At 39.4% G+C, this 12700-nt stretch carries 10 protein-coding genes; 7 read left to right on the top strand and 3 right to left on the bottom strand.

Translation table 11 applies throughout. The features are described 5' to 3' along the window. Window positions 1-98: 98 nt before the first annotated feature. On the bottom strand, window positions 99-1187 hold the full coding sequence (locus tag QOL44_RS06510; RefSeq protein WP_134372472.1) for a beta-propeller fold lactonase family protein: 1089 nt from the start codon (window positions 1185-1187) through the stop codon (window positions 99-101). Window positions 1188-1348: 161 nt separating this feature from the next. Here QOL44_RS06510 and pqqA point away from each other — a divergent pair, with 161 nt between their 5' ends. The 5 genes from pqqA to pqqE all read left to right on the top strand — a co-directional run bounded on the left by pqqA (window position 1349) and on the right by pqqE (window position 4589). Beyond that, window positions 1349-1429: a pyrroloquinoline quinone precursor peptide PqqA gene (gene pqqA, locus QOL44_RS11295; protein WP_079199488.1), complete on the top strand. Its 81-nt coding sequence runs from the start codon at window positions 1349-1351 to the stop codon at window positions 1427-1429. Between the two features lie 68 nt (window positions 1430-1497). Further along, window positions 1498-2394, top strand: a complete 897-nt coding sequence (gene pqqB, locus QOL44_RS06515) for a pyrroloquinoline quinone biosynthesis protein PqqB (protein ID WP_009060888.1) — start codon at window positions 1498-1500, stop codon at window positions 2392-2394. A 10-nt stretch (window positions 2395-2404) separates the two neighbouring features. Next, entirely contained in the window at window positions 2405-3190 is a 786-nt protein-coding gene (pqqC, locus tag QOL44_RS06520; RefSeq protein WP_009060886.1) for a pyrroloquinoline-quinone synthase PqqC, read from the top strand. After that, on the top strand, window positions 3180-3452 hold the full coding sequence (pqqD, locus tag QOL44_RS06525; RefSeq protein ID WP_009060883.1) for a pyrroloquinoline quinone biosynthesis peptide chaperone PqqD: 273 nt from the start codon (window positions 3180-3182) through the stop codon (window positions 3450-3452). The genes pqqC and pqqD overlap by 11 nt, the downstream gene beginning before the upstream one ends. 9 nt (window positions 3453-3461) lie before the next feature. Next, entirely contained in the window at window positions 3462-4589 is a 1128-nt protein-coding gene (gene pqqE, locus QOL44_RS06530) for a pyrroloquinoline quinone biosynthesis protein PqqE (RefSeq protein WP_009060882.1), read from the top strand. A gap of 196 nt (window positions 4590-4785) precedes the next feature. Here the strand turns inward: pqqE and QOL44_RS06535 are convergent, their stop codons facing one another. Next, window positions 4786-4989 carry a hypothetical protein gene (locus QOL44_RS06535; RefSeq protein WP_009060879.1) on the bottom strand — a complete coding sequence of 68 codons (204 nt, stop codon included), beginning with the start codon at window positions 4987-4989 and terminating at the stop codon, window positions 4786-4788. A gap of 234 nt (window positions 4990-5223) precedes the next feature. Between QOL44_RS06535 and QOL44_RS06540 the strand changes: the two genes are divergently transcribed. Continuing rightward, window positions 5224-8802: a DUF6537 domain-containing protein gene (locus QOL44_RS06540; RefSeq protein ID WP_009060878.1), complete on the top strand. Its 3579-nt coding sequence runs from the start codon at window positions 5224-5226 to the stop codon at window positions 8800-8802. A gap of 43 nt (window positions 8803-8845) precedes the next feature. Here QOL44_RS06540 and QOL44_RS06545 read toward each other — a convergent pair whose 3' ends face one another. Further along, the gene (locus tag QOL44_RS06545; RefSeq protein ID WP_009060876.1) at window positions 8846-10219 is read right to left on the bottom strand and encodes a glycine--tRNA ligase; all 1374 of its coding nucleotides are present in this window, start codon (window positions 10217-10219) and stop codon (window positions 8846-8848) included. 35 nt (window positions 10220-10254) lie between these two features. On the opposite strand from QOL44_RS06545, the gene QOL44_RS06550 reads away from it, so the two are divergent. Continuing rightward, window positions 10255-12687: an AsmA-like C-terminal region-containing protein gene (locus tag QOL44_RS06550; protein WP_244229082.1), complete on the top strand. Its 2433-nt coding sequence runs from the start codon at window positions 10255-10257 to the stop codon at window positions 12685-12687. Window positions 12688-12700 lie beyond the last annotated feature (13 nt).

Genomic DNA, 12700 nt, shown 5'->3' on the forward strand with positions numbered 1-12700 from the left:
TGCATTTACTAATTTAATTATCCGATTTTTCCCTATCAATCAATATTCTAAAATAAAAATTATTAAAATAATTTTTTTATCAGATTCATTAAAATATTTTATGGACTATCTAGACTTCCATAACTTAAGGGATAGGTGATTATTCCCCAAGGCATTTTTATTCCTTCAATCTTGGCTAATTCTTTGTAATTGTCCGCATCGAAAATGTAGAGAGCATCAGATCGGCCACTAGCAACTAAGATTTTTTTTCCATCTGGACTAAAAGTAAAATGCCAGCTTCGCAAACCTACAGGAGCTTCCGCCAAAAGCTTCAGATTTTGGGAATCGAACACTTGAAGTTTTCTATCCCGGAAAGCAAGTAGCAAAAGCCTTTTGCCTGATGGATCGAAGGCCACTCCATAAGGACCAGAAGCGGTGGTCGTAGTTTTAAGAAGAGAAAAATTCTTGTCGAACAAAGCTAAGGTATTGCTGTTTTCAAAAGTCACCGCATAGATTTCCTCTTGAGGCGCCCTCTTTAAACCTCGAGGTCTTGTGCCAATTTTTTGAAGATCTATCCGGCGGATTTCCCGTCGCGTTTCAATATCATAAAGGCCAATGGAATTTTCTCCCTCATTGGCAACCAAGAGTTTAGATCCATCTTGAGAAAACTCTATGGCTTCAGTTTCGTTTCCCCCGGAAAACTCATTGTCTATCCTTTCTTTTTGGATATCAATTTGAGCAATTTTTGCTCCTATAGGGCTTGATGACTTTAAAAGATCTGGCTCATAGGAAACAAAGAGGAATTTTCTTTCTGGATGTAATCGCAAAAATTCAGGATTTTGTCCAAGCCGTATCGCTTTTTTTATTTTTCCATTGTTCGCATCCAGAATTAGCAAGGATTGAGTCGATTTGTCAGCGACAAAAAGGGTTTTCCCTTCTTTGTCAATACCAATACCCCTAAGCATGCTACCGGGAAGTGCAATCGTCATGAGTTTTTCATTTTTCTCAATATCAATAATGGCAATCCCTCCTTCACAGCTAACATAGGCTAAAGGATGAACGCTAGCTCTTACGGAGGAAAAACAAATCAACGCAGAAAAAATAATAACCAAAAAGAAGACCCACAAATGGATCAAAAGAGTGGAGAATGATAAGATCTTAAATTTCAAGAGAAAGAAATTAAAAAAACCGTTTTTTTGAATACTCATTGAAAAAAAAATAAAAAATTTATTTAGATTGTCGTGCTTCTGAGTTACATTAAAATAATCAATGTAGAAAAATCTAAAAAATTGAAATTGCATTTCAATAAAAAATTGCAATTGAATGAGAAAAAAATAATTTATTAATTTCATTTAAAATAGGAGGACTCATGAATTGGGAAAAACCTGCATTCGAAGAGATGAATCTCTGCATGGAAGTGACAGCCTACGCGTTTGTTGCTGAGAATTAATCTTCGATGAGTTAAAAAGCTTCCACAAAGGGCAAAGGCAATTCTGTCTTTGCCCTTTGTGCTCCAATATGGAAGTCATAGTTTTAGGTTCGGGAGCGGGTGGAGGGATTCCACAATGGAATTGTCTTTGTCCAAATTGTGTTCGCGCCCGGATGGAAATCAAGGAAAAGAAAGAGGTTTTTTCCTTTAGAAGAACCCAATCCTCTATAGCCGTTCGGATGGAGGGGGAAAAGTGGATTCTTTTAAATGCATCGATCGATTTGCCTACTCAATTAGCTCTTCATTTAGAACTGGTGCCTCCCGGTCTTGAAATTCGTTCTTCTCCATTTGCTGCTATTATTCTAACTGATGGACAGATTGATCATGCCTCTGGCCTTCTTTCTTTGCGTGAAGGCAAAGAAATTGAGATTGTTTGTTCTGACAGCACTTGGGATCTAATTTCTGAACACTATCCAATTGCTCGAATCTTGTCTTCCTATGTTCGATTGAAACGAAGCTCTTTCCCAATAAAAATAGGCTCGTTGCTTTTTGATGCTTTTGAGTTACCGGGAGGGCCACCACCATATGCAAAAAGAGAGCCGCGACCAGGTGATGTGATTGCGGTAAGTATCGAAGATGAATCTGGTTTAAAAGTTGTTTATTGCCCTGCTTTGCCATCGATAAGTAGCAGTTTAGAAGAATTTATTCAGGAAGCCGAATGCCTGTTTGTCGATGGGACTTTTTGGTCAGAAAACGAACTTTTGCTTTGGAATATTAAAGAGAAAAAAGCTTCAGAAATGGGGCATATTCCTGTGGGTGGTGAAAACGGATCGCTAAGCTGGCTTAGCACTCTACAAATTCCTAAAAAAATCTACATTCATATCAACAATACCAATCCCATGCTTGATCCTGATTCGGCACAGGCAAAAGCTGTGCGTTCTTTAGGAATAGAAATTGCTTACGATGGCATGAAACTTTTGCTATGATTTTCTTCCGATGAATTCCTTTGATGCTTTGCCTATTTATCCTTCCTTTATACCGAAAGAAGAATTTGTTTCAAAACTACCCCTGCCTCCTGCCCAATTCGAAGAGGTGCTCAGATCGATAGGAAATATTAGCTATCATGATAAACACCCTTTTCACCTGCTGATGAACGAAGGCAAACTCTCCAAAGAGGCCTTGCAGGGATGGGTAGCCAATCGTTTCTATTACCAGGAACAAATCCCCATCAAAGATGCCGCAATCCTATCGAACTGTCCAGAGAGAGAATTGAGGCGCATCTGGATATCTAGGATCCATGATCATGATGGGTTCGGAGAAGATCCTGGCGGCATTGAACGATGGCTTAATCTAGGAAAGGCTGTCGGGCTTAGTCGGGAAGATCTTTTGTCTCATCGGTTCTTACTTCCAACGGTTCGGTATGCTGTAGATGCTTATGTCCATTTCTGTAGAGGACAACATTGGTTAATCGCCATGGCTTCTTCTCTGACAGAGCTTTTTGCCCCTACCATACATAGGATTCGGATTTCAGCTTTCCCAAAATATTATCCGTGGATCGATCCTGAAGGATTAAAATATTTTGAAAAAAGAGTTGAACAAGCCCCCAAAGATGTCCGATTTACCCTTGATCTCGTGCTTAAAAGATGTACTACCCAATCCCTGCAGCTTGCCGCGATTGAAGCCTTACAATTCAAATGTGATCTGCTTTGGTCGATGCTCGATGCGCTCTACATGCATTACCAGTTGGGGATTTGTACGCCCAAGCCTCCCTATGCACTCTGATAAAATCCCAACTCTTTCCTCGAAAGCACGGCTCAAATTTGATCAGGCAAGACAAAAGCCGGTTCTATTGTATCCAGAAGGACTCCTTTTTCTAAACCAAACTGCTTACAAAATCTTGCTTTTGTGTGATGGAAAGAGAAAAGTTGATGATATTGTTACCGAACTATCCAAAGAATATTCCATCGACAGGGTTGCGGTAGAAAAAGATATATGGAATTTTATATTAACCCTATGTGAAAAGGGGTTTATTCAACTTAATTAAAAAATTTGTATGTCCACCCCAAAGTTATTACCCTTATCCTTACTCTGTGAGCTGACCTTTCACTGTCCTTTACAGTGTCCTTATTGCAGTAATACCCTAGGATACTCGAAATGGTTGAAAGACGAACTGTCTACCGAAGAGTGGATAAGAGTCCTTCAAGAGGCTCAAAAACTTGGAATTTTGCAAGTTTATTTTTCTGGAGGTGAGCCATTAGTACGAAAAGACCTGCCTGTTTTGATTCGTACTGCTCATGACCTAGGGTTTTATTCGAATATGAGTACAGGGGGAACCTTGATTAACAGGAAACTTTTAAAAGAGATAAAAGAAGCTGGATTGGACAGCATTCAGCTAAGCATTCAGGATTGCAGGCCCGAAAGTGCTGATCTTTTTTCAGGAGTAAAAAAGAGCTTTGAAAAAAAATTAGAAGCCGTTCAGCTCATTAATGAATTTTCTATTCCTTTAGGGATTAACGTTGTCATTCATCGACATAACATTGAAAGAATATCTGAAATTATAGATTTCGCGGCAGCCTTAGGGGCTCAGAGGCTAGAACTGGCTAACACCCAGTACTATGGTTGGGCTCTACATAACAGAAAGGAGTTACTTCCTAGAAGGCATCAAGTGGAAAAGGCTGCTAAAGAAGCTTCAAGAGCAAAAGAAAAGTATAAAGGGAAGATGGAAATTCTTTTTGTAATCCCCGATTATTATAGTCCGTTTCCAAAACCTTGTCTTCAAGGATGGGCTAAAGTATATATGACTGTTTCAGCTGACGGAACGGTTTTACCTTGCCAAAGCGCACGTGACATCCGCTCCCTTTCTTTTCCAAATATCCGATCAGATAATTTAGAGAATATCTGGTGGAATTCTGAAGCCTTCAATAAATTCCGAGGGACCGATTTTCTTCCCGAACCATGCAAGAGTTGCCCTCGCAAAGAAATCGATTTTGGGGGTTGTCGCTGTCAAGCCTTCTTGTTCACAGCCGATGCTTCAGCAACTGATCCTGCCTGCATTTATTCTCCACACCATCATCTCATTGAAAAGATTGTAGAAGAGATAAACGCACCAGAAAATAATAAATCTGAAGAGCCAATGTTTGTTTATCGAAACATCAAAAATTCAAAAGCTTTATGCTCCTAACTATACCCAAGGAAACTTCTCCTCTTGAGAGAAGATTACATAAAAACCATCCCATCGCTGGTCGATCTGTTTATAAGGAATAGAGTGTACAAAAAAAAGTAATGCTTTGCTTGATAGTATAAAAAAGCCAAAGGTTTTTTCCTTTGGCTTTTTTTTAATAATTCCACTCTATAACAAAACTCTTTAACAAAACATTTTATTCAGTCTTTTTCTGTTTCTTTTCTTTTTTGCAGGATGGACATTCTCCTGATTTCCCTAAGTAATTATTCCCCTGTTTTCCTACAATAACCATATCCCCTCTTGTAGTCTGAATCATCCGTCCATGACCTTGAGTGGCAAAAAACGTACCACAAACAACAATAGAAAAGAGGACTGTAAGATACTTTGTCATTTTTTTCATAAAAACTCCTTTTTTATTTATCGTTTGCTTTTACTAAAAAGTCTCCCTAAAATTTTATTTTCTTCTTTGGAGTTACATCACTTTTATGTGTCTCCTCGCCTCCTTCTCCTTTTCCAAAACAAATATGAATTAGAGGAAGAAAATCGGCAAGTTCTTTTTAAATCAAAACGAAACTAACATTTTTATAATGATTTACTTTTCATAAGAGCTATAATACAACTACAAAAATATTTCATGGCAACTAAAAGTATTATCACAGCAGCCGATCCAAGATTTCTTAAAGAAGAGGGCTTTGAAGTTTATACTGGTAATGAGGCTATCGTTAAAGGACTTCTTGAAACTGATGGAGGTGTTCATCTCATAACAGGCTATCCTGGTTCACCCATCTCTGGTATTTTTGATTCAGTTGAATCAATTGCTTGCTTGCTAAAAGAACACGGCATTCAGGCAATCCTTGCCAATAATGAGGCTCTGGCTGCGGCTATGCTTAACGGCTCACAGATGGCTGGCCTAAGAGCTGTTGCAGCCATGAAAAGTGTTGGGTTCCATGTGGCTTCCGATGGATTAGCACTAGGTAATCTATGTGGCAGTCATCCTGAAGGAGGGGCAATTGTCATCATTGGGGATGATCCATGGAATGATTCAACTCAAGCTCCAGCAGATTCTCGCTTTCTTTGCAAGCATCTTCATATGCCTCTTTTAGAGCCTTCAACAATCCAAGAGATGAAAGATTGGATTAATTTAGGATTTCTTCTCTCCCGGCATTCTAATCTTTTCATAGGCTATTTAGTCACGACCAATCAAGCCGATGGTGGTGGTACGGTCTCTGTGAAGAAAAACCATTTTCCCATTCACAATGCCCTTAATCCTTTTTTGCTTAACAGCTCAGAAATAGACTTAGAGAATCGGGTAATTCTCCCACCAAGGACTTCTAAAAGAGAACAAGATTATCTTTTTCGGTATCACCTTCTTTGGTCCAAAGCTAAGGAGCTAGGAATAGATAAAAGTGAATTTTTGGATCAGAAAAAAGGCCGCAAAAAAATAGGTTTTATTAGCTCTGGTCTTGCTTATTGTTACCTCCTTCAAGCATTAAACACCCTTGGGATGTATGGGCAAATCCCTATTTTAAAGCTCGGTTTATCGTATCCTTTAAATCCTGAGGTTATCATTCCATTTGCCGAAGCCGTCGAAGAACTCTACGTGATAGAAGAAAGAAGGGCTTTTGTTGAAGAAGCCCTTGTTTTGCTCTTTAATCAGGAAGGAATTACAAAAAAAATTTATGGGAAAAAATTTCCTTTTGGACTCCAAGGCATTCCCACAACAGGGGGGCTAGATCCTTCTATCCTTATTCAAATATTAAGCCCTCTTTTCTCCACACTGTCGATAAGCAATGAGAGAACAAGTTCTTTCAGAGGTTTTACTTTAGAAGGTAATTCAAGGACTTCTTTTAATCTACCAATAAGGACTCCCACCTTCTGTCCTGGTTGTCCTCACAGAGATTCAGCAGCCGTACTTCTAGAAATCCAAAAAGATTTTAAGAATCCCCAATACATGAAATCCCAATACCAATCTGATCCTATTGAACTTGTGTTTCATGGGGATACCGGCTGCTATACTATGCTGATGTTCGAACCTTTTCAAAACCTAATGCATAATTACAGTGGCATGGGTTTGGGGGGAGGCACAGGATTAGGAATCGACCCATTTATTAAAAACAAACAAGTGGTATTCATGGGTGATTCCACCTTTTTCCATTCTGGGATGATCGCCATTTCCAACTCCGTTAAAAATGGACAAGATATCACCTACATTATTTTGGACAATAGGACCACTGCTATGACTGGGCATCAAACAACCCCAGCTCTAGATAAAGACCTTCTCGGTGACCGAACAGATTCTCAGGACATAGAAAAAATTATTGCTTCGGTGACTGAAAAAACTGGCGTTCCCATCTATAGACTCAATCCTGCGTCCAGAGAAAGTTATAAAATGCTTCTAGAGCGCACCCTTTTGAAAGATGGGGTAAAAGTGGTGATTGCCGAAAAGGAATGCGCCATTGTTTCTCAGCGCAGACAAACAAGTAGAGAAAGGAAAGAACTTAGGGAAAAAGGATATATTCCAAAGAAAAGATATGTCTTTATTAATCCCGATGTTTGCGAATTTTGCTTGGAATGTACGCTAGCCACAGGTTGTCCAGGATTAACTTTTGTTGAAACCGATTTTGGGAAAAAGATGGCTACCGACTTATCCTGGTGCATAGCTGATGGGGCATGTGCTAGGGTTGGAGCCTGTCCAGCCTTTGAAGAGCTAACTGTTTATCGAAGCTCGCCTCGATCGACTGCGAAAAAAGAAAATTTAAAATTGGATTTACCACGTAGAGAAAATTTGACGAAGCCATTTCGAATCGTCGTAGCTGGAGTGGGGGGAATGGGGATTGCCAGTGTTACTGCTGTCCTTGTGAGAGCAGGGCATAGGGATGGATACAGGGTGCAATTTTGCGATCGCAATGGCCTAGCGATTCGAAATGGCTCCGTAGTTTCTCAAATTGTTTTCTACCCTAAATCTGAAGGAGACAGCCCGCCTATTACCCCAATTGGAAATTATGGGGATGCGGATCTGATTTTGGGTTTGGATCCATTAGAAACAGCCAGGATCATCGATCCAGTAGGCCGCTACAGAGTTGCTTCTCCAGAAAAAACCTCACTGATTCTTAATGAAACGATTACTCAAACCGTCCGCTCGTTACTTGGAAAGGATCAACTTAGTTTTGAGCAATTCGAAGAAAAAATTCTTTCCATGATCAATCCAAACAAGTATTTAAAGTTTCCTTTTTCACGCCTTTCTGAAGAATACTTTGATAACAAGCTCTATTCTAATCTTATGGTTGTTGGAGCAGCCTTTCAGTCTGGACTACTCCCTTTTTCTCTAGAAAGCATAGAATGGGCGGTACAAGAGACTCTCGGCAAAGCAAGTCCAATAAACTTCGAAGCTTTTTCCGTTGGCAGAGCCCTAGCTACGGGTTCCCTAGATATCGCGAAGCACAATGAGCAAGCACCAATTCAAGATTACCATCAAGAATGGGATGCCTTCATTAATCAACTCCAGAAATCCAACAAAGAAGAGGCGCAAAAACTATGGAAATGGAACTCAGAGATCTCCTCCTATCCTCTGGATACACCTACAATTCGGGCTTTTAGTGTAAGACTCAAAAATTTATATCTTTACGAAGACATCAATTATGCCCAGCTCTATTTCGATGCCATCAAATCCATTTTAATTAAAGACGAAGCCCAATTCCAATTCGCCGCGACAAAAGCAGCCATTGAAAACATCTACAAATGCATGGCTATCAAAGACGAAATCGAAGTGGCAAGGCTTCTGACGGAACCCAAAACCATATCACAAGACTTGCAGAAACTACACATTCATTTTGACAAAGGAGACAAGATTGTTTACAAGCATTGGACCTGCCCGGAATTTGTTATTGGAAAACTGAGGATTAGATTTCGATTGAAATCTTCTCAGTGGATGCTTCAGCTTATGAAAAGAGCAAAATTTTTAAGACGGCTTCTCCCTGGTTGGCATGCTAATGAAAGAGCCTTTCGAGATTGGTTCCTCTCTCTTTGCAAAGGATTCGACTACTCGACTGTGCAAGAATATCGACTCTGGGTAGACATCCTCAAATTGCCTGAGGAAATAAAAGGATATAGAGAAATCCGTTATCCAAAAATGGAAGCAGCTCGGGAAAAAGCCTCAAAAATTATGGCAACCATTAGTAGCAATAGCCAAAAAGAACAGCGCCTGCTGTCCTAAACTTTGAAGCTCTAAAAAAGAATAGCTAAAGGGAGCCTGCTTTCTATTCAATCTTTTCTCTAAGAAAATCTACAAGCTCCTCAATCATAACTCTATCCTGCCTCATACTATCTCGATAACGAACGGTCACAGTATTTTTTTTCCCAACCAGTGCCCCCTCCCTTACTCCTTCTAATGTTTCAAAATCTATCGTCACACAGAAGGGTGTTCCAATTTCATCCATTCGTCGGTATCGCCGCCCAATCGCTCCAGATTCATCATAAAACGACTTAAAATGTTTTTGCAATAGCCTAAAGACCTCTTTAGCTTTAGAAACAATATCGATCTTGTTTTTTAGAAGAGGAAATATCCCAACTTTTATCGGGGCAATTCTTGGAGAAAACCCGAGTACAACGCGCTTTTCCTTTTCTCCTTTTTCTCCGAGGACCTCCTCTTCCCTATAGGCTTCACAAAGTAAGGCTAAAAGAGTTCTATCGACGCCAGCACTCGGTTCGACAACATGGGGGATATATTTACATTTTCTTTCTTCATCGTAATATTCTAAAGATTTTCCACTAAAAGTGGCATGCTGTTTGAGATCAAAATCCGTTCGGTAGGCTATTCCTTCGAGTTCTTGCCTGCCAAAAGGAAAATCATATTCTAAATCGTAGGTTTTTTTAGAATAAAATGCTCTTTCCTCCTCTGGTACATCGCGAACATGAATATGAGCTCTTGGAATACCAATAGACTCATACCATAAGATCCGTTGTTCTTTCCATTCTTCAATATACTGAAAGCCGGTATCAGGAGGAATGAAATATTCAAGTTCCATCTGTTCGAATTCTCTGGAACGAAAAATGAAATTTCTTGGATTAACTTCGTTTCTGAACGCTTTTCCTATTTGGGCTATTCCAAAGGGTATTTTCATTCGAGAACTTTCCAAAACATTTTTGAATTGCACAAAAATCGACTGAGCTGTTTCCGGTCTTAGATAGGTCAGAGTGCTTTCTTCTTCCAGAGGGCCAACATAAGTTTTAAAAAGAAGATTAAATCGCCTCGGCTCAGTCAATTCTCCTCCGCAGTCTCCTGGATGTTTTGAAGGATGTAACGGACAAGCACTTTCTTTTAAATGATCCAATCGGAACCTGGCATGACAGAGTTTACAGTCTACAAACCAATCGGCAAATTGCTCTTCATGACTGCTTGCTTTCCATACTTCCCTGTTCATTAGTATGGAACCATCCAATCCAACCACATCCGTTCTTAGCTGTGTCATGGCTTTCCACCATGACATTTTGATGTTGTTCTTCAGTTCTGCCCCCAGTGGACCATAGTCCCATACCCCATTAATTCCTCCATAGATTTCTGAAGAAGGAAAAACGAAGCCTCTTCTTTTACATAGCGCAACAATCTTTTCTAAAAGCGTTAATTCTGTCATAACTTTCAAAAATGAATAGTATATCTTAATTGTACGTGCACAAAAAGACACCAAAATCTGAAGCTATCGACAAAAAAGAAAAAACTTCCACAGAAGTTGTTCCGTATCGTCTGCCTTTTGCACTTTGGTGTAGTTTTTGTTCGTTCACAAAAAAGCTCCTCCTTCTCTTTATTTTAGCCTTAATAGGGATTATACTAGGTCTTTTTCTTTACCTTCGCTTTTTCGGTTTCCCATCGCCAGTCAAACGTTTTGTTCTTTCTGAACTGGAATCCCGTGGAATGATTATATCTCTAGATAAACTCTCCATCGATCCCAAAGGCAATCTTATAGCCAACCGAGTCGTCGTATTCCGTGCAAAAGACAAACAATCGATATGGCTCCAAGTCGATAAAGTTTATCTATCCGTCGGATGGTATTCATGGTGGAAAGGCCAGCCGTTGATACAAAGTGCCATTGTTTCCAACGCAACGATTTCGATTCCTCTGACTCCACACAATGAACTAGAAATCCATCAGGTCAACGCTTCAGTCAAGCTCCTGGCTGATGCCATAGAAATTAAAAAAGCCAGCGGCAGGATTCTTAATATAAATTTTGATCTTAAAGGCAAAATTGAGCTCAACGGATTTCCTCCTTTTTATCCACAAACCGAGGAACAAATCCAGTGGATCGATGCAGTATGGTCAAAAGTGATGGCCACATTGGATCAACTGGAAACCCAAAAACCACTTCTGCTTGAAGGTGCACTTAACCTTAGTACTAAAAACCCGGAAAATGCAGCAGCAGCCTTTCAACTATCCTCTAAAAAACTATGGTTTAAGAACGCTCCTATTGACAATATTTTTGCTGAGCTAAGACTCAACAGTGGAGTATTACAGGTTGAAGAATTTACCATTGAACTCCCTAGAGGAGAAATGTCAGCATGGGGAGAAATAGATTTTAAAGGATCTAATTCGTTTATCGAATTTCTCAGCAGCGCTGATATTACTTTGTTAAAAGCAGCATTGGACAAAAGCTGGCAAAAGACTTTTGAAAACTTAAAATTCAATGATTTGCCTACTTTCAGTGGTCGCTTGACTACAAAATGGGGAGAGCAGAAGATGACCAGTCTGGTCGTAGACATCCATTGCCATAATTTTTCTTATTATGGCAATCAGTTGAGCGAGTTATCCTTACCAATCGCTTATGATGGGAAGAAACTATTTATCCCCGAGATTAAGCTAAAAACTGCCGATGGGATGTTGATTGGAGAAATGCTTTGGGATAGGCTTCATTCCACTATCTGGGCAAAAATTAGCAGTAATAGAATAAATCCTAAGATTTTCAAAAATTTTTTTGGATCTGAATTTGATAGGATCTTGGATGTTACAGAATTCAATAAAGAATTTCCTTCAGTGAGCTTAGAAATCCGAGGTCCTGCACTAGATCCTAAGCAATGGGTCTATTCTGGCCACTATCTAATAAATAATTTTATTTATCAAGGAGTTTTAATTAAATCGGCAGAATCGGATTTTACTTTTTCCAACTACGAGCTTTTTTTACCAAACTTACAAGTCAGCCGTCCAGAAGGAACAGTCAACGGAACCATTCGACATAATTTTCAAAAAAAACTTGTTTGGATCACCAATCTTTGTTCTTCTGTCAACGTCATCGAATCGGCACCAGCTCTTGGAAAAGAATTTTATTCCTATGTCAAACCTTATCGGTTCCACTCTCCTCCTTTTTTAAAAGTCAACGGGGTTGTTGATATAGATAAAAATTCTAAAGAACCAAAAACTGACTTGCATATCGAGGTAGTCTCTTCCTCTGTTATGGATCTGGATATTTTTAAAGTGACCTTTCCTCTGACCAAACCCAAAGGAGAAATCTTCTTAAAAGGCAGGGAATTAACCATCAAAGTCCATCACGGCTTTCTTTTCGATGGAACCATTCAAGGAGTTTATACTTCCAGTTTGTGGCGGAAGACGATTCCATTTCACACTCAATTTGCTATCACGCATGGGGATTTTCATAAGGCCATGCTAACAATATTTAAAAACGAAAAAGATTCTGGAATTTTTAATTTCAAAACTCAATTTGGTGGAAATTTAGGAGATCTTTATTCTCTTAAAGGGGATGGGAAAATTGAGATTCATGATGGCTATATTATGTCTATCCCTTTTTTAGGAATCATTTCTACCTCTTTAAGTACAAAAGACACCGATTTTGCAATGGCTAGAGCCGATGAAGCTTCTGCTAGTTTTAATATCAAAGATGGTTGTATTTTGACTAAAGACCTGAAAATTTCTAGTTTTACTTTTTCGGTCTTAGGCTCTGGAAAATACGATTTTATCCGAGATAATCTCGATATGGATATGCGGGTCAATATGCGGGGTCCCATGGGCTATTTGCTCTATCCTATCAGCCAGCTCTTTGAATATCATGGGACCGGAAAGCTTGCTTCCCCAGTCTGGAAATCTAAGGTTTTTTAAAAATGGGAACCTA

This window comes from Candidatus Methylacidiphilum fumarolicum (genome assembly GCF_949774925.1).
GTDB lineage: Bacteria > Verrucomicrobiota > Verrucomicrobiia > Methylacidiphilales > Methylacidiphilaceae > Methylacidiphilum > Methylacidiphilum fumarolicum.

What these genes read in the sequence shown, in the direction of transcription:
- QOL44_RS06510 (WP_134372472.1), bottom strand. Translation starts at nt 1,187, where the DNA reads ATGAGTATTCAAAAAAACGGTTTTTTTAATTTCTTTCTCTTGAAATTT.
- pqqA (WP_079199488.1), top strand. Translation starts at nt 1,349, where the DNA reads ATGAATTGGGAAAAACCTGCATTCGAAGAGATGAATCTCTGCATGGAA.
- pqqB (WP_009060888.1), top strand. Translation starts at nt 1,498, where the DNA reads ATGGAAGTCATAGTTTTAGGTTCGGGAGCGGGTGGAGGGATTCCACAA.
- pqqC (WP_009060886.1), top strand. Translation starts at nt 2,405, where the DNA reads ATGAATTCCTTTGATGCTTTGCCTATTTATCCTTCCTTTATACCGAAA.
- pqqD (WP_009060883.1), top strand. Translation starts at nt 3,180, where the DNA reads ATGCACTCTGATAAAATCCCAACTCTTTCCTCGAAAGCACGGCTCAAA.
- pqqE (WP_009060882.1), top strand. Translation starts at nt 3,462, where the DNA reads ATGTCCACCCCAAAGTTATTACCCTTATCCTTACTCTGTGAGCTGACC.
- QOL44_RS06535 (WP_009060879.1), bottom strand. Translation starts at nt 4,989, where the DNA reads ATGAAAAAAATGACAAAGTATCTTACAGTCCTCTTTTCTATTGTTGTT.
- QOL44_RS06540 (WP_009060878.1), top strand. Translation starts at nt 5,224, where the DNA reads ATGGCAACTAAAAGTATTATCACAGCAGCCGATCCAAGATTTCTTAAA.
- QOL44_RS06545 (WP_009060876.1), bottom strand. Translation starts at nt 10,219, where the DNA reads ATGACAGAATTAACGCTTTTAGAAAAGATTGTTGCGCTATGTAAAAGA.